Source organism: Alteromonas sp. AWJ4_199 (assembly GCF_056159165.1).
On the sequence record NZ_JBSWUR010000002.1, the window covers coordinates 461886 to 483116 of the forward strand.

The window sequence follows — 21231 nt, forward strand, 5'->3', positions numbered from 1 at the left end:
TTTTTGCTGTTGACCCCATATGCTAAGTTCTTAAAGATTCTGCGACTAAATTAATTGCAGTTGTAGCGCTTTCGCTTTTGTACAGGGGCAAACGCAGCACTTCTTTAAACCTGAGCTCGTTGTTAGTTCAGGTTGGAATGGCTGGCATTATACGGCTTTTAAGACCGATGCCAATCGCACTGTTTATTTATTGTACAGTTTTTGTGCGCGTTTAGAGCGGTAGGAAGAATAAGTATGAAGAAGATCTTGTTTTCCATTCACTTTGTAGATATATGTTAAAAAAGAGCGAGCACCCTATATATAGTGCAAGGTTGCTCCAAATTTCAGAATTTGACGTAAATAGTCATTAAAAATCAATAGGTTTAGTTCAATTATATGGCAAAATCACTGGTCATAGTCGAGTCACCAGCCAAAGCAAAAACGATAAATAAATATCTTGGCAAAGATTTTATCGTAAAAAGTTCGGTTGGCCACGTGCGAGATCTTCCAACGAAGGCGTTAGGCAAAGTAGAGCCTAAAAAACCGGCTAAAGAACTCAAAACTTTAGGCGAAGAAGAGCGTCAAGAATATCTTCGTCGTCACGAATACTTAAAACTTGTAGACAGAATGGGCGTTGATCCAGAAAAAGACTGGAAGGCTCACTATCAGGTGCTGCAGGGCAAAGAAAAGGTAGTCAACGAACTTAAAAAGCTCGCAAAAGACGCCGACACTATCTATCTCGCAACGGATTTGGACCGCGAGGGAGAGGCGATTGCTTGGCACTTACAAGAATTATTAGGCAAAAAAGATAAGACTTATCAGCGGGTCGTTTTTAACGAAATTACCAAAAACGCGATACAAGACGCGTTTTCAGACCCGGGTGAGCTAAATATATCTCGAGTTAATGCGCAACAGGCACGCCGATTCCTAGACCGTGTTGTAGGCTTTATGGTATCGCCACTTCTGTGGAAAAAGATTGCTCGAGGCCTTTCTGCAGGGCGTGTTCAGTCGGTAGCGGTTAGGCTCGTTGTTGAGCGCGAACGAGAGATAAAAGCCTTCGTACCAGAAGAGTTTTGGGACGTTCACGCAGACTTGACCAGCCAGCAAAAAGCAGCGCTTCGTATGTTGGTTGCCAAGCACCAAGGTAATGCGTTTAAGCCTAAAAACAAGGCCGAAACAGATAAGGCTCTCGCTGACCTAGAAGGCGCTAATTACACGGTAGAAAGCCGCGAGTCGAAGCCAACGCAAAGTCGCCCTTCCGCGCCATTTATTACCTCTACGCTGCAACAAGCAGCGAGCACGCGGTTGGGCTTTGGTGTAAAGAAAACCATGATGATGGCTCAGCGTCTTTATGAAGCGGGTTACATCACCTATATGCGTACTGACTCGACCAATTTGAGTCAAGAGGCAGTAGACAGCGCGCGAGCATATATCTCAGATAATTTTGGTGGAAAATACCTACCAGATTCGCCAATTCGCTATGGGAGCAAAGAAGGCGCACAAGAAGCGCACGAAGCGATTCGTCCTTCAAATGTGAGCATTAGTGCGGCGAGTTTAGGGGATATGGAGCGCGATGCACAACGTCTTTATGAGCTTATTTGGCGCCAGTTCTTAGCGTGTCAAATGACACCGGCTAAGTACGATGCAACTACGATTAAAGTGGCGGCAGGAGACTACGAACTTACAGCAAAAGGCCGTGTACTTAAGTTTGACGGTTGGACGCGCGTGCAGCCACAGCTTCGCAAAAAAGGCGACGAAGAGCTTATGTTGCCGGATGTTCAGAAAGGCGATGTGCTTGACTTAAAAGCCCTTGATCCTAAGCAACACTTCACTAAGCCTGTGGCGCGATTCAATGAAGCGTCTTTGGTAAAAGAGCTTGAAAAACGCGGCATTGGTCGTCCTTCTACGTATGCTAGCATCATTTCAACCATACAAGATCGCGGCTATGTGCGTTTAGAAAACAAACGTTTTTACGCCGAGAAAATGGGAGAGATAGTAAACGATCGCCTGATGGAAAACTTCGACGATCTCATGAGCTATGACTTCACGGCTAACATGGAGCAACATCTTGATGATATTGCTGAAGGCAATAAAGATTGGAAAGATGTTCTTAATGAGTTCTATAGTGACTTCTATGGAAAACTGCTAACCGCCGAAAAAGACCCTGAAGAGGGCGGTATGCGCTTAAATCAGGCAATACCTGCGGGCATTGAATGCGACAAATGCGGCCGCGAAATGAACGTGAGAACCGCGTCTACTGGCGTATTCTTGGGCTGTTCAGGTTATAATTTACCGCCCAAAGAGCGCTGCACTAACACCATGAATTTAACGCCTGGTGATGAAGTCGTGAAAGTGGACGATGAAGAAGAGCTTGAAACAGAAGCGCTTCGCTCTAAAAAGCGTTGTCCTAAGTGTGGCACGGCGATGGACAGTTATCTGGTCGATGAAACCCGTAAACTTCATGTGTGTGGTAATACGCCAACGTGTGATGGCACATTGGTAGAGACAGGCACATTCAAAATTAAAGGCTATGATGGCCCCATTATCGAATGCGATAAATGCGGTAGCGATATGGAGCTTAAAAACGGTCGATTTGGTAAATACTTCGGTTGTACTAACGAAGAATGTAAAAATACTCGTAAGTTACTGAGAAATGGCGAAGCTGCGCCGCCAAAAGAAGATCCGGTCGATTTACCAGAGCTTCCGTGTGAAAAGTCGGATGCGCATTTCATGCTGCGTGACGGTGCTTCAGGTATCTTCTTGGCAGCGCATAACTTCCCTAAATCTCGTGAGACTCGTGCTCCGAAAGTCGAAGAACTTGCACGCTTTAGAGATAGAATTTCGCCGAAGTTCTATTACCTTGCTGATGCGCCAAAAACGGACCCTGACGGTAACCCTGCAATAGTTCGCTACAGCAGAAAGACCAAACAGCAGTATGTGATGTCTGAAAACGACAGCGGAAAAGCAACCGGATGGTCGGCATGGTACGACAACGGTAAATGGCAGGAGCAAGCAGCGAAAAAGCCTGCGGCAAAGTCAAAAGCCAAGAAAAAGTAATTCAAAGTTAATATAATACTTTGAAGCCTAAGCAATAAGCCCGGATTTATTCGGGCTTATTACGTTTTAAGACACACAATGAAGACTTGCAACTCGCTTCATGCAAGGTTTATTACTACATTAATAGAGAGTGAATTATGGCCTCTTTACAAGATCAACTTTTGAAAGCAGGGTTGGCTGATAAAGCGACGGCAAAACAAGCACGCGCTGATAAACGCAAAAAGCAAAAACAGAAAAATAAGCAAAAACAGCCAGTGGTAGACGAGGCGACGTTAGCAGCTCAGAAAGCGGCGGAAGAGAAAAAAGCCCGCTCACGTGAGCTTAACCAATTGCAGCAGGAAGAACGTGAAAAACGTTCGATTGCGGCTCAAGTAAGGCAGCTTATTAACGTTAATAAACAGCCGCGCAAGGGTGAAGCTTTACTCAATTTTACTCACGATAACGTGGTAAAGCGCATGTATGTGAGTGAAGAAATGCACAGGCAAGTGACGAAAGGTCGTTTGACAGTAGTATTACTTGACGATGCTTACGAGCTCGTTCCAACGCCGGTTGCTGACAAGATTGCTCAGCGTGATGAATCTTCAATTATATATCGCGCCGATTTAGATAAAAGTGGTAGCGATGGAAAAGACGAAGATGAAGACGACTGGTATGCCGACTACGAAATCCCAGACGATTTAACCTGGTAATCCTCCAAAACTCACCACTTTTTTGCCTTTAGGTGAACTGTGTGGTGAGTAGGTTTTTCTTGTTTTTATCTAAAGTAATCCGCGTTTCAGATACCTATTTCCAATAGCCAAATTTTAGTTAAATGTATTCATAGTAAGTGAGATTAAAATCATTATTAATACTAAGGATTCTCTAAATACATGTTTTAAAATGAATATTTTATAGGGTTCTTATTTTAAACGTTCTTATCTATGCCGCTTCGCATAAATTGTTAAAAAAGCATTGCACCTCGAATTTCTAGTCTATAGTTATTAAAGCACATAAGTAACGCTGTCAATAATTATTAGCATAGCATGCTGTTTCTCAATTCTGGAGGGAAGCCATGAAAGGTTTACCGAAGCTGGTTTTAGGTGTCGCAGTATCATTATGTATTTCATTGCCTTCACATGCAGGGCTATTCAATATCTCTATTAATAATCTTGGTGGCCTTACGCCTTCTCAATCCAGTGCATTTGATGGTGCGGTAGCATTTTGGGAATCCTATTTGATAGGTGTTCAAAGCGCGTTCAATCATACTATTGTTATAGACGCTAGTGGAACGTCGATTGATGGGGTTGGAACCATAATAGCCAGCGCTGGCCCAACAAGTATCATACAATTTTCCGATAGTGCGTTTGTTTATGCAAATAGAGGCCGCATGCAGTTCGATACGGCAGATCTAAATATCATAGAAAATGACGGCACACTTTTCGATGTTATTGTACACGAGATGGCTCACGCTATCGGATTTGGAATCTTATGGACCACCGACTTTATTAGATCGGGGAGCCAGTCTAATTATGTCATGAATTCGGGACGATATACGGGGGAATATGCATTAGAAATATACCGTCAAGAATTTGTGGAAGATACTGAATTTATTCCAGTAGAACTCGGCGGTGGAGATGGTACTGCCAATAGTCATTGGGACGAGCCTTGGCCTGGTGGCTCATCGGACTTAATGACCGGCTATTTAGGGCCCTATCCAATTACGTTAAGCGATACCACTGTAGCGTCGTTTGCTGATATTGGTTATTTGACTACTGTTACTCATGCAGTTGATGAAGCCGCAACAGTATGGCTGTTCGTATTTTCCATTGGACTTGTTGTTAGTCGACGCCAAAAAAAACCGGTACATATCGCTTAAAAGCATTGTCTCCGATGTGATTTTAGCCACATGGACGTGCTAGTGCTTAAAATCATGCGTTCAGTGTACTTACAAGTTCTGTACTCCATTGGTAGAATCACGATAAAACCTACTTATTGTGATGAAGGTATAGATTTCTGGATATTTTCCAACTCTGGTTTCTGCTTAGATTAGGAGAAACACAACACTGCAGTAAAGTGGCCAAATTATGTAATTCGATACACCTCTATATCGCTCAGGTCTGCATGAGGAAAGGCGAGCTCAGTTCTTCCATTGCCAAACAATACTTTGAGTTTTTAAAAAGTTAATGAGAAGATTTTAAGCATTGGAGATTTATGTAGTGGGTAAAGTGAAAACGACGCTCATCGGTTTAGTCCTTGCAGGTGGCAAATCGCGCAGAATGGGGCAAGATAAAGCGCTTATGCGTTATCAGGGTCGAACCCTCGTTGACAATGCTTCGTTACTTTTACAGGAAGCGAAGTGCGATGAAGTGATAGTTAGCCGTAACGTGCCAGGTTTTTTGAATGATAAAATTGAGGATGCCGGTCCGCTTAGCGGAATTCATGCTGCACTAAATGTACTCTCTAAATCTGAGATTCACAATGGCAATCATTGTGAACTACTTGTTCTCCCTGTTGATATGCCACAGATGACGCCAGAGCTTTTAAGTATGTTAGTTTCGCGAGGGCGAGAAACACAACAGGCATGTTATGTTGAAAACCGCTTTTTACCTTTTTATTTACCTGTTGCGAGGAACACCAACGCCATTTTAACCCGCTATTTGGTTGAGCAAAGAAAAAGACGCGTTGTCGGATTTTTAGAAACTATTAGCGCTGTTTCTCTTAAAGAAACTGATCTTAAAAGCACAGCTTTTAAAGATGTAGGGAATAACAAAAAGCGTCTCGAAGGTATGACCAGTGTAGATGACGCACAGTGGCTGAACGTGAATTCTCCCGGTGATTGGCCTAATGAAAAGTAACATTGAACAACACGCATTGGTTTTAGGTGCTGCACCCTATACTCAAAAGTTTGCTCTTGCTGAAGAAGTCGCTTTAAGCATTAGTTACAACGGTATTAATTATGCCGTAATGCTGATAACCCCTGACGACATTGAAGATTTTATTATGGGCTTCAGTTTGAGTAGCGACATTATCGAACATCCCCGCCAGCTTTACGGTATTGAACTGACGCACCACAAAGAGCATATCAATGCTGAAGTTGAAATTGCCAATCAGGCGTTTTGGAAGCTTAAGGAAAATAAACGGCAATTGGCAGGAGCATCGGGCTGTGGACTATGCGGTGTTGAGGCATTAGACAACGCCTTGCCACGATTAACGTCTATTGATGTATCGCCTTTACCCGATGTGAGCTGGTTTGAAGGCTTGCGTAGCCTTATAAGTAACGCTCAAGCGATAGCCCAGCAGAGCGGTGCAGTACACGGCGCGCTTTATATTGATGCGAAGCGCAATGTACTGGCGTGTCGTGAAGATATAGGAAGGCATAACGCTTTTGATAAGTTAATTGGTGCCATTGCGGCTAATAAACTTTATCAGAAGGATTGCCTTGTAGTGCTAACCAGTCGCTGTAGCGTAGAACTAGTACAAAAAGCGATAAGAGCAAAATTACCTTTACTTGTAACCCTTTCAGCACCAACGGCATTATCAGTTAAGTGGGCTAACCGCTATGGTGTTACCCTTATCCACGTGCCTAAATACGATCCACCAAGGGCTTATTCACCACAACTTTAGAAAGGCGTAAGGCTAAAGAGCTATTAAATAGCCCCGTAACCGGGGCCAAATTGGATAAGCTCAGACTGAAGAAACAGCTATTCGTCCATCCGACTCTGACTTTGAAAGTTTGATCGCGATAAATTTCGATGTTGGTGTGAACGTGCCATCACCGTAGCTTTCTAGTGGTACTAACGGATTGGTTTCGGGGTAATATGCTGCGGCTTGACCTTGCGGTATGTCGTAAGCCACCAACATAAACTGTTTAACTTGGCGTGTTTTGCCGTCGTTCCACAACGAGGTAATGTCGACCTTATCGCCATCTTTAAAACCCAGTATCTTAATATCACTTTCATTAATAAACAGTACGTCCCGCGCGCCAAACACGTTTCTGTAGCGGTCATCCATACCATAGATAGTTGTGTTGTACTGATCGTGAGAACGCAGCGTTTGCAAAATAAGGTCAGGCTTTTCACCTTGAGCAACTAGGTCGGCATTTAACAGTGAATCTGGCAGATCGTTAGCAGCAAATTCGGCCTTGCCTGAAGGTGTTAACCAGTGCCTTTCGCTAGCTGCGTTGCCTAGATGGAAGCCGCCGGGCTGCGCAAGTTTGGTATTAAAGTCTTTAAAGCCGTCTATGGTATCTGCAATCAGTTCACGAATGTTATCGTAATCGCTAATTAGCTCATCCCAGTCTACTGGTGTGTTGCCCAGTGTCGCTTTTGCAATACCGGCAATGATGGCGGGTTCAGAACGAAGTTCCGGCGAGCTTGGCGGAAGCTGACCATAAGAAATATGGACCATTGAAAACGTATCTTCTACGGTCACGCCTTGTTGTCCTCTAGACTGCATGTCAATTTCAGTACGTCCCAAGCAAGGTAAAATAAGCGCGTCTCTACCTGTAGTCAGGTGAGAACGGTTTAGTTTGGTAGCGATATGTACCGTTAAATCACATTTTGATAATGCAGCGTGTGTACGCGGTGTATCCGGTGTTGCCTGCGCAAAATTGCCGCCCAAGCCTATAAAAACTTTAGCCTCGCCGCGCTCCATAGCTTGAATAGCTTGAATGGTATTGTGACCCTGTTCTCGGGGGACTGCGAAGTTAAACTTGCTTTCTAACGCATCGAGCAGCGCTTTAGGCGGCGCTTCGTTAATACCCACCGTTCTATCACCCTGTACATTACTATGGCCTCTAACAGGCGATAGTCCTGCGCCAGGCTTGCCGACGTTTCCTCGTAATAGCTGGACGTTCACTATTTCCTGGACCGTAGCAACAGAGTGCTTGTGCTGTGTAATTCCCATAGCCCAGCACATAATTACCCGTTCTCCACGTTTGTACATGGTGGCCGCGTGACGGATGTCGTCTTTTGATAAACCGCTTTGTGCTTCAATATGCTCCCAGCTCGTCGCTTCAACGGTTCTCAGATAATCATCCATGCCGTTGGTATGTGCATTGATAAAGTCGTGGTCGAATACGGGCGCAGCATTGTTCGCTTTAGCTTCATATTCCCAGGTCAAAAGCCATTTAGCGATGCCGCGCATAACCGCCATGTCACCACCAAGGGCAGGCCTAAAATAGGCGGTATTTGTGGGAGTTGAACCATTGGTCAGCATCTCGATAGGGTGCTGAGGATGCTGGAACTTTTCTAACCCGCGCTCTTTTAGCGGATTTAAACATACAACTTGTGCACCTCTGCGAACAGCGTCGCGCAGCGGCTCTAGCATGCGAGGGTGGTTAGTGCCCGGGTTTTGCCCGATAACAAATATAGTATCCGCTTTTTCAAAATCGTTGAACGTAACCGTGCCTTTACCTACACCAATGGTGGGCTTCATACCTTGTCCCGAGGCTTCATGACACATATTTGAGCAATCGGGAAAGTTGTTAGTACCAAACGCGCGTACAAAGAGTTGATATAGGTAAGCGGCTTCGTTACTTGCCCGTCCAGAGGTATAAAATTCGGCTTGATGTGGTGAGCTCAGAGCATTTAAATGTTTAGCGATAAGTGCAAAGGCATCGTCCCATGATATAGGTTCATAATGATCAGTTTGAGCATTGAAGCGCATTGGGTGTGTGAGTCTACCTTGTGATTCTAACCAATAGTCAGTGTGCTTCTTTAGCAAACTTACTGAATGGTTTGAAAAAAACGCTGGGTCGACATAGCGGCCCGTAGACTCCCAATTCACCGCTTTAGCACCGTTTTCACAAAACTTCACTAATCCGCTTTCAGGTGACTCACCCCAAGCACAGCCCAGGCAGTCAAAACCCTTATCCTGATTGGTTTTAAGCATCGCCCGTAAATTTTTAAGCGGCTTCTCACTTTGGATCCAATTTTTAGTCACGCTTTTTAGCGCACCCCATCCGCCAGCGGGCTTGTCGTAAGTTTTGATGTTGCGCTTATCACTCATATTTTGCCCCTGTGCCCGCGCGGGTGTTTGCTCATGTATATAATACCTAGTAGCAAAGCACCTTAACTATTTTTAAATTGTGTTCCAATTAAATACGCCGACTAAATTATAGGGTTCATCAATTAAACGCTTATTTCCAGTCGCCAGTCTTTACAGGAAAGGTGCTACGACCGTTATATTCTTAAGGTAAAGTAAGAGCTTGAGCTTTGTGAGTAAAACGCTATGCGTTACACTCGCAAGTAGGTAACGAGTTGTAGCCTTTTACTTTTAGGTTTTTACAGCACCAGTAATAGCGCGCTACTTAAACGTTAATAATAAAAACTCATTGGGACAACATGGTTTCTTGGCAATCACTTACATTTAATGAACTTACGAATCACCAACTCTTCGACTTGCTTAAGCTACGAGTCAATGTTTTTGTTGTTGAACAAAACTGCCCCTATCCGGAACTTGATGAGAAAGACCGCCACCCACAAACCCATCACCTAATGGGTTTTGAAAATAATAATCTTGTGGCGTGTGCACGATTACTTGGTGAAGGCGTCAGTTATCCATCGGTAAGCATAGGCCGTGTGGCGACCAGTGAAGCTTTTCGGGGGAAAGGAGCGGGAAAAGCCCTCATGTGCGAAGCCATCAAACACTGTGAGTCGCTGTGGCCTGGGAGTGATATTGAAATTGGTGCGCAAGAGTATTTAAAACGCTTTTATGAGAGTTTTGGTTTTGAAGCCACATCGACCATGTACTTGGAAGATGGCATCCCTCATATAGATATGAAGAGACTAGGGACGGCACAAGCGTAGCCCTGTGCCTAGCTCGAAAAATCGGTTGGCATAAGCTTTAGCTTTGGCTCAGGCGTTTAGCCTGAGCATTAAGCCAAGTCCCTTATGCGTGCTAACCGATAAGCTGTGCTTTTGTGTACACCTTGATACCATCGACCCGAACGCTTATTTTGCATCCGGTAAACGGGATACCAGCTCATCTAGTCCGCTCACTACAGTGTCAGGCGATAGAGCCAAAGGGTAGAGCACTTTGCCCGGTCGAGCGATAAACGCAGCTTGCCAGCCAGCCTGTTTAGCCCCAGCAATATCCCAACCGTGAGCCGCAACTAACATAGCGTCTTCTGCTGCTATGCCCATTTTTTCAATCGCCCACTCATAAGTGCGTGTATCTGGCTTGTACAAATTAATATCTTCAACGCTAAGTCGCTCATCGAAGTAAGACAGTAGGTCTGCATTTTTAAACTGGGTATACACGCCTTTATTAGAGGAATTGGTAAGGCTTACCAGTTTATAGCCCTTGTCTTTTAACGCCTGCAAGCCATCACGTACGTCTGGGTGTGGAGGAAGGCTTCGCAAAGGCGTAACGATTGCCGTTTTAGCCTGCTCTTTAGTTAATTCAATACCTTCAATTTCAGCGACCATCAATAGTGAGGCAACGCCAATCTCTCCAAAGGTATGGAAGCGACCAGTGGTTGAGTCGACCAGCGAATGATGCAGCATGGTAGAGAACCAAAGCGGTAACAAATCATCTCGACCTCCTAATGCTTCACCCACCGAACTGCGCATGGCGGTAAGGTCGAGCAAGGTCTCATTAACATCGAAAAAGATAACCTTTGGTGCTCGCAATTCGCGTGCAGACATTGCCGTGTTCTTATCAGGCTGCGCTGCATCTCTGGCGTCTGTCTGAGCGAAAACAGGTGATGATAATAGACTAATGCCTACAGCGGTTGCGCAACATAGCCTTAAGAGTAGTGAAGAAGGTAAGAGAGCCATAATTATCCTTTTTAAATTTTGAACGAGTGTTCAAGTTAGATGGGATAATATATGAATGCAATAGCTAATGAGACGAAATGGCTATTTTCTAGTGGTTAATCGATATCCATTTCCGCGCAAGGTTTCAATAAATAATAAATCACAGCTTTGGAGCTTTTGACGCAGCCTACTAATGTATACATCAACAACATTGGTAAGTGGGTCGCTGTGGCTTCTCCATACTCGACTTAATATACGTTCTCGAGAAAGGACTTTTTCAGTATTTTCCGCAAAATAATAGAGCATGTCGTATTCTAGTTTAGTGAGTGTAATTTCTTCTCCTGACAGTGTCGCAATGCGAGATTCATCATCGATGTTTAACGGTCCGACGGTTAAGCCTGATTGAGTAACAGGCGTGTTGGTCACTCTTCGGCTTAAGGCCGTTATACGCGCTAGCAGTTCGTCAAAGTCAAAAGGCTTACATAGATAATCGTCTGCGCCTTGTTTTAAACCATTCACGCGCTCCCGTACCTCATCTACTGCTGTAAGTAGCAAAACCATAGGAGCATGAGGGAGAGATTTAATGGCGGGCAACAGCTCTACGCTATCTTCGTCGCCAAACATGCGATCGAGTACGATAATGTCTGGGGACTCGTGTCGAATGCGCGTAACTAAGTTGTGCAATGCCGACTCTTCGACACACTCAAAGCCTTCCGCACTCAAGCCTCGCGATAAAAAGCGTAGTAAGGGGGCTTCGTCATCAGCAATAAGAATCTTCATTGTTAGTATGACCTTAATTATTTATTGTTGAATATTATCTGAATGAATCGCTTGTTCTTCTATCACAGGCAGTGTCAACGTGAACTGAGAGCCTTTGCCTAGCGTAGAGTGGGCAGTTAGTGCGCCGTGGTGCGCTTCTGCTATGGCTTTTGCGATAGACAAACCTAACCCCATTCCATTGCCTTTGCGTTTTAACCTAACGAAGCGTTCAAACACGTGCTGCAAATCACTTGAAGAAATGCCTTCACCGCTATCAATGACTGATACATTGATATTCTGGTCTTCGCTTTCAACACGCAGCGAAATGGGCGTATCTGGATAGGAGTATTTGTGTGCGTTTTCAATAAGAATGGTCAGTGCCTGCGAAATTCTGTCACTGTCTATAAGCACTTGCGCTTTTTCTTTAGCAAGCCATTTAATATCTAGTTTTCTGGGCTTTGTAAGTTTTTGCCACGATGGCATGTTTTGAGTAAGCAGGCTGTGTAAGTCCGATTTAACCAAATCCACCGTGAATTCGTGCATCTCGGCCCGTGCGAGTAGCAGTAAATCATCGACTAATTTACTTAAGTTGACGGCCTGCTCGAGAATGGTTTCTAGCGTCTCTTTGTATATTTCATTGCTAGCTGCAGCTTGCCTAAGAGTGACCTGTGCTTCGCCGCGAATAATGGTTAGCGGTGTGCGCAATTCGTGGCTAACATCGGCCATAAATTGTCGGCGCTTGGCATCTTGCTTGGTTAGCTTGTCATTCGCCTCTTTTAGCGCACGAGTGCGGCTCTCCACTTCAAATTCTAGGTGCTTGCGATGGGCGTCAGCCTGATCTTCGTGTTCTTGTAAACGCGCAATCATAGAGTTAAGTGCTTTGACCAAGTCAGTGAATTCGCTGTCTAGCGTTTCAGGCAACCGATATTGGTAATTTCCTGAAGCAATGGCGTCTGTACCGGTGCGGATGACTGTAAGGGGTTGATAAAGGGCATTGAATAGCCAGTAGCAACCCAGCAAAATGAAGGGGCAGGTGATAAGACCCAAACTAATCGTAAACCATACAATGCTGGTGTTAAGTGTTTCAATGCTAGCATTAATACGCGATACCACACCTGTCTGGCGATTTACCGCAGAGTTGATGGCCTCCCTAAATTGGTTGTCGATAGTTACTTCTAGTAATGTTTGAAGGCGCTGCTGTTGATTAAGTGGGGTGCTGTCGTTACTTAGCGCAATAGCTCTAAACTCTTCCACAATGCCTTGAATAAGCGCTTCAAGTTCAGCAGTATCTTCAACACTTCCTAGCGTTGCCTCAAGCCCTAGATCTTCGCGTTGGGCAAGTTCCAGAGATTTTATACGGTTCAACGAGTTTTCTATTTGTTGTTGCTTATTGCGTACTTTCGCTTGGTTCGCATTCTTTCCAAAAATAAGCTCATCGGTTAGCTGTTTGAAAAGTCGGTAGGAAATGCTTGATAACTGTTGGTGTTCTGACAAAAGTGATTGAGCAAGCTGCGCTTGGGTTAGATTAGTACGGGTTAAATGTGCCGAGACAGCAGCACTGGCCAACGCTATTAACAAGATAAATGTAGATAACAACCCAAAAAGATAAAGTTTGCGTTTGTACATGGCAACGACATTGTATTTGTTTGCCACTATATACGCTAAATTTTATGTAATGGTGCAGTTTTATTTGGTTTTAAAGGCGAGCAGCCGTGTGAATTCTTACGAGCATTGCGGGTTTAGTACTTACGTGATTTTGTATTCAGGGCTGTGCTTTAATCTTTTTACTTTAAGGCGGCTAAGGCGATATTAGTTTGGTACTTAAGCTCAGTATCTATTTTCCAGTGCTCGGGGCTCCAACCAGATAAAAACCGATAAAAGTCAGCGCAGGCAAAAGGGTACAGCTTTTTCCATTCGGCAATGACGTGCTCAATATCACTGTTTTTGAAATAAAAAGGGGTATCATGGTTTGACGAGCGAGCTTGTAGTGCGCCTTCTAGTGCAAGGAAATACGTATTAAGTAAAGCGTCCCGATGGGATATATGGGTTTCAGTGGGTAATGCGCTTCCCAAAAAGTAAGCCACATCTTTTATGCCGACACCAAAACCGACATACTGAAAGTCGACGGCGGCACAGGCGGAAAAATCTTCAGTAAAACAGAAGTTAGCCACTTTAGCATCGCCATGTACTAACGTTTGATAGTTAGCACTATCTAAAGTTCTAGAAATGGCCAGGGCGTTTTGTTTTAACAGACCCTCTGGCATGGCTTGAAACTCATCTTCACGTGTAGCTAAGTGCCAATAAGTGCCCTCGCTCCACAGCTGTATATTTCGGTTTTCAAATTCACTTCTTACATTAAGAAAGCGCGCGTGAAAGTGAGCTAACCATTTGAGAACGGTTTCGCATCGCGCTGGGGTAAGTGAAGAGGCTGTACTTGAGTAGCCAGCGTGCGCTAAATCTTCCATAACCAGAAGGGAGGCTTCGCCCTGCTGGCTGTGAGCTATGTATTTAGCTGTTGGAAAGCAGGCATCAGTTTGCTTTTGAACAAGGCTATAAAAACAGTTCTCTACCGCAAAAGATTGGCACTTTCGGTTATGGCTTGCCTTGCCGTTCCAACCTTTGGGGTGTGAAAGGGTGTTTGGCGGTGTGGCGCATTTTACTACAACCTTAGTAACTGGTTGGTTGTTGGCTTTGTGTTGGGTAGTTGAGCTATCTTGTACGTGCTGGATTTCATCTCTACAAGTAGCGCTAACATTTTTACTGGCTTTTGCGGTGTCGTCACTAGAATAGCTTAGTGTGGCACGAAAGCAGGCACCGTAGCCACTCCAAAGAGGCTGGATTAGTTGCGTATTTAATACTCTTGCATTACACACTTGGCTTAACCAATCTATATATTGCTGGTCTACCGTGTCTGACATTTCATTCTCAATTCGAACTAGATTTCAAAAGTACACTAACAAACAAAAAAGCCGCTCGAAAGCGGCTTTTATTCATGGGCTAGTCAACCACTAGCAACTGAGATTTATTCAGCCACTGCTGGCGCTTCAGCAACGTCACTTACTGATTGAGGAAGTGTTGTAGTTGCTGATGCTCTCGAGTTGGCGTACGACATGGCCGCAGTTTTACCCGATACTGCTAGTGCAGGTCGTGTATCGTCAGCTTTTGCAGTAAGCGCCACATCAACAAAGGTATCGTTCACTTGCGCTGGCAACGCCATAGGGTGAGATGCACCACGCTTACCTTTACCGCTAGCAGCTAGACTATTTACAGCTGAAGCTGCCCTTACAGTACGTTGCTCTTTGGCCGGCGCCTCAGATGCTTTCGCTTCAGGCTCTGATGGCGCATCTGCCAAGTTAATTTCAACTTGTTCTGGGGATGCTGATTCATCTTTAGCTTCTGGCGCTGCGCTTGAACTGTCAGTATCAGCAGTCTCAACTGAAGATTCAGCGTCTGCTTCCGACACGGATTCTTCAGATTCACTTGATTGTTCAGTGTTTTGAGTTGCTTTGAACTGCTCAGCTTCAGTGGTAGCGTTATCTTCTGCTGCAGTTTCTACAGTCGTAGAAGGCTTATCTTCTGAAGGTTTATTTTCAGCTGAAGCTTCATTACCCGCTGAAGGCTCATTACCCGCTGAAGGCTCCGCATCAAACTGAAGTTCGTCCTGAACGGCTTCAACATCAAGCTTGGCTTTTTCTTGCTGGCCTTGGTTAGAAACAGGCTGTTCGTCTGCTGGCGCTAGTTGACCAGGCTCCTGTGCTTGCGTTTCTTCAACAACAGGCGCATCTGTATTAGCTGTTGCTTCAACTTCTGCTTCTGGCTGCTGTGGTGACAGTTCACCAGGCTGTTTAGCTTGCGTGTCTGTATCGTCAACTTGCTGCGACTCTTTCTTACGACGTTGACCTGCGGCACGAACGTGACGAGGAGAGCGGCGTGAACGGCCACGGCCTTCACGTTTTTGACCTTGTTCTTCACTATTGGCTTCACTGCTCGCATCAGTAGTCGCTTCAACAGGGTCATTAGCTACTGAAGTTTGACTATCAACCTTAGCCGCATCCGATTGAGCCGCTACTGGCTTTGCGTCTACAGATTTTTCAGCTACTTGCTGTTCCGCTTGCGGCGCTGGTTTATTAGCGTTCTGCTTAGACTCAACATTACTTTCAGCTGGCGCCTGTGCTTTCTCTACTTTAGACGACTTAGGTTTTGCATCAGCTTTAGGCTTCTGCTGTACCTGTGCTTCTTTCGGCGCAGAGGCTGTTTGAGCGTCATTTTGTTCTGCAGAATTTACAGCATCATCTTTCTTCACACGAACGCTACGGCGCTTGTCACGACGTTTTCTGCGCTCAGCCACTTCACGCTTCTTCTGCGCTTGGTTTTCTTGCTGCTCGCCATCTTGCTTTTCGTGCTTAGGCTTTTGCTGTTCATCGCGATGCTGTTGCGCTTTACGCGGCTTACGGCCTTTGTTATTACGCTTATCGTCTTGGTCTGACCGTTGTTCTTGACGCTGGTCTTTTCGTTGATCGCCGCGCGGTTTGCGATTATCTTTCTGGTCACTATCGCGGTTTTGATCTTTGTCTTGGTCTCGCCCTTTAGACTGGCTGCCACGGCGATTGTTTTTATTGCGCGGCTTACGACGGCGGTCATCATTATTGCGACTGCGGTTGTTTCTATTTTGGTTACCAGACTGTGCTTTCTTGTCTTTATTGGTCTCTTCTTCGCTTTCGCTACCAAATAAGTCGCTGATCCATTTGCCAAAGCGTGCAAACAGTGAAGGCACATCGTCAGCTTTCTTTGCCGGCTCTTCTTTCGGCGCCACAACAGGAGCAGCCGTAGGCGCAACAAGCCCTTTAAGTGCTGGTTCTTCGCGTTTGACGGGTGCAGCGGTCGTCGTTTCTGTTTCAGCTTCTACTGCAGGCATTAGCTCTACGTCGTAGCTCGCTTCAGATACAACGTCGTCTGGACGTCGACGCAACACCTGGTAATGAGGTGTATCCAAGTTTGCATTAGGAATAAGTAGTAAATCTACGCCGTGACGCTTTTCAAGAAGCTGAATTGACTTACGCTTTTCGTTAAGTAGATAGGTCGCAACTGGAACAGGCAACTGTGCTTCAATTTGCCCTGTGTTTTCTTTGATGCTTTCTTCTTCCAAAATACGAAGAATAGACAGTGCTAAAGATTCGGTTCCGCGAATAGTGCCGTGACCAGAGCATCGTGGACACACGTGGTGCGCTGATTCACCTAGAGAAGGGCGTAAACGCTGGCGAGACATTTCCAAAAGACCAAAGCGAGAAATGCGACCCAATTGTACTCGTGCTCTGTCGCTTCTTACCGCGTCTTTCATGCGGTTTTCAACTTCACGTTGGTGACGTACTGGCGTCATGTCGATGAAGTCAATAACTACCAAACCACCTAAATCGCGAAGACGTAACTGACGAGCAATCTCGTCTGCCGCTTCTAAGTTAGTATTAAGTGCAGTCTCTTCAATATCACCACCCTTGGTTGCGCGGGCAGAGTTGATATCAATAGAGGTTAGTGCTTCAGTAGGGTCGATAACAATTGAGCCGCCAGACGGTAAACGCACTTCGCGTTGGAACGCAGACTCAATTTGGCTTTCGATTTGGTAATGGCTAAATAATGGTACTTCACCGCGATAAAGCTTTACACGATTCGCAAAGTCAGGGCGCACTAGCTGGATGTGCTGCAGCGCTTGCTCGTAAATGCTGGTTTTATCGATAAGGATTTCGCCGATATCGCGACGTAGATAGTCACGAATAGCACGCACGATAACGTTACTTTCTTGGTGAATTAAGAAAGGAGCTTCGCGCTCTTCAGATACCTCTGAAATCGCTTCCCAGTGTTTAAGCAGAACTTTTAAATCCCACTCTAATTCTTCGTACGACTTACCTACACCGGCAGTACGCACAATTAGGCCCATACCTTCAGGAAGATCTAATTTGCTTAGTGATTCTTTAAGCTCAGTACGTTCGTCGCCTTCAATACGACGAGAGATGCCGCCAGCGCGTGGGTTATTCGGCATTAGCACCAAATAGCTACCTGCAAGCGATAGGAACGTAGTTAAAGCCGCGCCTTTTTGGCCACGCTCTTCTTTGTCGATTTGAATAATAACTTCTTGGCCTTCCTTAATCACATCTTTGATATTTGGACGGCCTTCGAATTTGTAACCTTTAGGGAAATAAGTGCGGGCAATTTCTTTTAGAGGGAGGAAACCGTGACGCTCTGCGCCGTAGTCGACAAAAGCGGCTTCTAAGCTTGGTTCAACGCGGGTAATTTTACCTTTGTAAATATTCGCTTTTTTCTGTTCGTGCCCTGGGCTTTCAATATCTAAATCGTACAACCGTTGCCCATCAACAAGGGCAACGCGCAACTCTTCTTGCTGAGTTGCATTAATTAACATTCTTTTCATTGTATCTAACTCTGTTTTAGTACAGCCGTTAAGACACAAAATTAAAGTGACATGTGCAAACCCTCACCGCGCAACCTCACGGCTGGACGGGGACCTTGTTGTTGCGTCGCATTATCCCTGGTGGTTGGCCATGTTAGCACCGTTTTTAGCGCTTAATTTTAACTGTTTTCACTTGTGTCTTATTTTCAGACAAAATCGCAAGCGAATTGCAATGGCCACACTGCTTTAAGGATGTCGGGAGCGACTAGCCCTTATTACTGTATTCTTTTTTACGAGCATTTTTATATGCTCGCTAGTCATTTAATTCTGTTAGTTAACGGCAAACTTATTTTATGTTCGCAAGCAATGGCGGTTGCTTTATCACGGCAGTGTAGTCGTTGCCTCTCTAGCTTGGTTGGTCTGAAAAATATTTTTTCATTGCGGATGCTACCAACGCGAACGCCATACTTTTTCGTTTTACAAGTGTGAGTAGCATCGTCGTTCTTTATAGATTGCTATCTCGTTCTCGTTTGTTGTTTTTATAACGCTGAGTTTCACGTTTCTGAAAGGGCGTTTTTTTACCACTTACTATCAAAAACTAAATTGTGAATATTACCGTTCAAAAAACGTCGTTAATTATCGCACCAAAACTGCAAATTTAGCAAGGAAAGCAAGTGAATAAATTGTGTATATCTCAATAAGTAGGCTGTGTACTGAGCGCAGACGAGTAGCAAAAAATTGCCTTTGGTTAAAATTGCGTCGATAAATGCTTTTTTCAATTATTTATCACTTTCAATTAGCCCAGAGAAATACCAATGAGGTATACTCTGCGCATGAAAGAAGAAGCCCCCAAAAAAGTACGTTTTGTAACGGTTGAAGCCGACTTGGCTGGTCAACGAGTCGATAACTTTTTGCGTACGCAGTTAAAAGGCGTGCCTAAAAGTATGATCTATCGCATTTTACGCAAAGGTGAAGTGCGAGTGAACAAAGGCCGTGTGAAACCTGAATACAAACTACAAGCCGACGATTTAGTCAGAATTCCACCTGTTCGTGTGTCGGAAGGCGCACCGGCGCCATCGCCTAAACTCGATAAAATTGCAGCGCTTGAGTCGCACATTCTATTCGAAGACGATCGCATACTTGTTATAAACAAGCCCTCTGGAATGGCAGTTCATGGTGGCAGTGGTTTAAGCTTTGGTTTAATTGAGGGCTTAAGATCCTTGCGCCCCGATGCCAAGTTTATGGAACTGGTACATAGACTCGACCGCGATACCTCTGGCTGTATTTTGATCGCTAAGAAGCGTTCTGCACTTCGCCATATGCATGAGCAGCTTCGTACTGGCAAAATGGACAAGCGATACAATGCGCTGGTTGCAGGTGAATGGCCTAAAAACCGATTTAAAGTAAAAGCACCACTTCGTAAGAATGTACTCCAATCGGGCGAGCGCATGGTAAGTGTAAGTGATGACGGTAAACCGTCAGAAACTCGCTATCGCATATTAGAAGAATACGCAGGGGCGACCTTAGTTGAGGCATCGCCTATCACAGGTAGGACTCACCAAATTCGCGTTCACTGTTTGCACGCCGGTCATCCTATTGCTTGCGACCCTAAGTACGGTGATGCGGATTTTGATGCATCAATGCGCCAAAAAGGGCTGAACAGACTGTTCCTTCACGCTCGCAGTATTTCACTGCTGCACCCAGCGACTGAAGAGCGAGTGACCTTTACTGCACCCTTAGACAATACACTCTCAAATACACTAAAAGCGCTGTAATTTATGCACTCAAAGAATCAGGCTGTGGCAGCACAGCCTTTCACTTCATTAAATGAAAAGCTGCCTAAGTACAAACTTGTTATCTTTGACTGGGATGGCACGCTCATGGATTCGGCGGCAAAAATTGTTAGCTGCATGCAGCTTGCCGCCAAGCAGTGCGATATGCCTGTTCCTACGTACGACGAAGTAGGCCACATTATTGGCATAAGTTTAAAGCCCGCCATAAAGCAGCTTTTTAAAATTGAAGATGATGCGTTAGCTGAACGTTTAGTCGCAGCATATAAAGATGCGTTTGTTACCCGTGATACAACGCCGTGTCCGTTGTTTGATGGCGTTGAGCAGTTACTGAATACTTTAAAAAAAGCAGGATGTACATTAGCCGTGGCGACAGGCAAAGCACGCCGCGGACTTGACCGAGCTTGGTTACAAACAGAAACGGGCGTTTTTTTCAGTACGTCGCGCACTGCTGACGAGGCAGAATCAAAACCATCGCCGGATATGCTGTTGCAGATTCTCGATGAGCTCGGCTTTGAAATTGAAGATGCCGTGATGATAGGTGACACAACCTATGACATGCAAATGGCTAAAACCATTGGAATGGATAGAATAGGGGTGTCTTACGGTGTTCATGCTCAGGTTCATTTAGAAGCGTTGTCACCTGTGGCACTTGTACACTCAATAAGTGAACTAGAAACAGCGCTATTTAAATAGCGCTGTTTCTTGGAACTGCTTTGGCAGCGCTTTTCAGACTGAATTAGTGGCTCACTGGGCTGCCACTGCTAATAAGTCGACATTGAAGTGGGCGCCCAGTAGTTCATTTAGCAGCATTATAGGAAGGCCTATTAGACTGTTAGGGTCGCGGCTCTCTATTTTGTCAAACAGCAGTACACCCAAACCTTCGCTTTTAAAACTGCCGGCGCAATCAAGTGGTTGCTCTTTATCTACATAGGCGCGAATGGCAGTTTCACTGTTATGGCGAAAGAAAACGCGTGTTTCATCTACCTGAGTTACCGTTTTATTGGTACTAGGTTGGTGAAGGCAAAGTGCAGTATAAAATGACACTTGCTTACCTTGGCATGCCATTAGCTGGTTTACTGCATTTTCAAACGTACCAGGCTTGCCAAGTAGCTGCGGGCCCGCATCGTTTTGGACCAAAGCTACTTGATCACTACCTATAATAATGGTGTCGTTATTTGCCTTTTCTAATTCAGCGGCAACCTTGTGCGCCTTTTGTTCGGCCAAACGCAAACTCAATGCAGTAGGGCTTTCGTTCGCAAAGGGCGTTTCGTCAATATCTGGTGCGTGGGTGTCTACCTGAATACCAATGTTGGCGAGCAACATTTTTCGGTATTGCGATGATGAGGCAAGAACAAGGGAGGCCACAATTACTCCTTTTATAAAATCAATATGTTGCGTACTTTCAGTTAGTAGTACAATGTTACATTATCACTGCGCACCACATACAGCGTTTTATTGTAGGTTAAAACGCAATTTTGCTTTGACAGGAAGGGGTTGACCCTAT

Annotated in this window: 15 protein-coding genes; 8 read left to right on the top strand and 7 right to left on the bottom strand. The window is 45.0% G+C overall.

What is annotated here, in order from left to right; all coding sequences use genetic code 11:
• The first annotated feature begins 375 nt into the window (after nt 1-375).
• From topA to fdhD, 5 genes are all read left to right on the top strand, one after another.
• The gene (gene topA, locus ACXAER_RS16915; RefSeq protein ID WP_474831248.1) at nt 376-3036 is read left to right on the top strand and encodes a type I DNA topoisomerase; all 2661 of its coding nucleotides are present in this window, start codon (nt 376-378) and stop codon (nt 3034-3036) included.
• Nucleotides 3037-3173: 137 nt separating this feature from the next.
• A complete protein-coding gene (locus tag ACXAER_RS16920; RefSeq protein ID WP_474831249.1) occupies nt 3174-3725 on the top strand; it encodes a DUF2058 domain-containing protein in 552 nt (183 codons plus the stop codon).
• A gap of 362 nt (nt 3726-4087) precedes the next feature.
• Nucleotides 4088-4891 carry a leishmanolysin-related zinc metalloendopeptidase gene (locus ACXAER_RS16925; protein ID WP_474831250.1) on the top strand — a complete coding sequence of 268 codons (804 nt, stop codon included), beginning with the start codon at nt 4088-4090 and terminating at the stop codon, nt 4889-4891.
• A 340-nt stretch (nt 4892-5231) separates the two neighbouring features.
• Nucleotides 5232-5870, top strand: coding sequence for a molybdenum cofactor guanylyltransferase (locus ACXAER_RS16930; RefSeq protein WP_474831251.1), 639 nt, complete (start codon nt 5232-5234; stop codon nt 5868-5870).
• Entirely contained in the window at nt 5860-6639 is a 780-nt protein-coding gene (fdhD, locus tag ACXAER_RS16935; protein ID WP_474831252.1) for a formate dehydrogenase accessory sulfurtransferase FdhD, read from the top strand. Before ACXAER_RS16930 ends, fdhD begins: the two co-directional genes overlap by 11 nt.
• Nucleotides 6640-6699: 60 nt before the next feature.
• Here the strand turns inward: fdhD and ACXAER_RS16940 are convergent, their stop codons facing one another.
• Complete coding sequence (locus ACXAER_RS16940; protein ID WP_474831253.1) at nt 6700-9024, bottom strand: FdhF/YdeP family oxidoreductase; 2325 nt, start codon at nt 9022-9024, stop codon at nt 6700-6702.
• A 335-nt stretch (nt 9025-9359) separates the two neighbouring features.
• Here ACXAER_RS16940 and ACXAER_RS16945 point away from each other — a divergent pair, with 335 nt between their 5' ends.
• On the top strand, nt 9360-9824 hold the full coding sequence (locus ACXAER_RS16945; protein ID WP_474831254.1) for a GNAT family N-acetyltransferase: 465 nt from the start codon (nt 9360-9362) through the stop codon (nt 9822-9824).
• A gap of 144 nt (nt 9825-9968) precedes the next feature.
• Here ACXAER_RS16945 and ACXAER_RS16950 read toward each other — a convergent pair whose 3' ends face one another.
• From ACXAER_RS16950 to rne, 5 genes are all read right to left on the bottom strand, one after another.
• Complete coding sequence (locus tag ACXAER_RS16950; protein ID WP_474831255.1) at nt 9969-10796, bottom strand: haloacid dehalogenase type II; 828 nt, start codon at nt 10794-10796, stop codon at nt 9969-9971.
• Nucleotides 10797-10877: 81 nt separating this feature from the next.
• Nucleotides 10878-11555, bottom strand: coding sequence for a response regulator transcription factor (locus ACXAER_RS16955; RefSeq protein ID WP_474831256.1), 678 nt, complete (start codon nt 11553-11555; stop codon nt 10878-10880).
• Nucleotides 11556-11576: 21 nt separating this feature from the next.
• Entirely contained in the window at nt 11577-13160 is a 1584-nt protein-coding gene (locus tag ACXAER_RS16960; RefSeq protein WP_474831287.1) for a sensor histidine kinase, read from the bottom strand.
• A 158-nt stretch (nt 13161-13318) separates the two neighbouring features.
• Nucleotides 13319-14452 (bottom strand): phosphotransferase, encoded by a 1134-nt coding sequence (locus ACXAER_RS16965; RefSeq protein WP_474831257.1) that lies wholly within the window; start codon nt 14450-14452, stop codon nt 13319-13321.
• 104 nt (nt 14453-14556) lie between these two features.
• Nucleotides 14557-17955, bottom strand: a complete 3399-nt coding sequence (gene rne / locus ACXAER_RS16970; RefSeq protein ID WP_474831258.1) for a ribonuclease E — start codon at nt 17953-17955, stop codon at nt 14557-14559.
• Nucleotides 17956-18767: 812 nt separating this feature from the next.
• Between rne and rluC the strand changes: the two genes are divergently transcribed.
• Together rluC and ACXAER_RS16980 are read left to right on the top strand one after the other, a co-directional pair.
• Entirely contained in the window at nt 18768-19709 is a 942-nt protein-coding gene (gene rluC / locus ACXAER_RS16975; protein WP_474831288.1) for a 23S rRNA pseudouridine(955/2504/2580) synthase RluC, read from the top strand.
• Nucleotides 19710-19712: 3 nt separating this feature from the next.
• Nucleotides 19713-20420 carry an HAD-IA family hydrolase gene (locus tag ACXAER_RS16980; protein WP_474831259.1) on the top strand — a complete coding sequence of 236 codons (708 nt, stop codon included), beginning with the start codon at nt 19713-19715 and terminating at the stop codon, nt 20418-20420.
• A gap of 51 nt (nt 20421-20471) precedes the next feature.
• Here ACXAER_RS16980 and ACXAER_RS16985 read toward each other — a convergent pair whose 3' ends face one another.
• Nucleotides 20472-21092, bottom strand: coding sequence for a Maf family protein (locus tag ACXAER_RS16985; protein ID WP_474831260.1), 621 nt, complete (start codon nt 21090-21092; stop codon nt 20472-20474).
• Between the last annotated feature and the right edge of the window lie 139 nt (nt 21093-21231).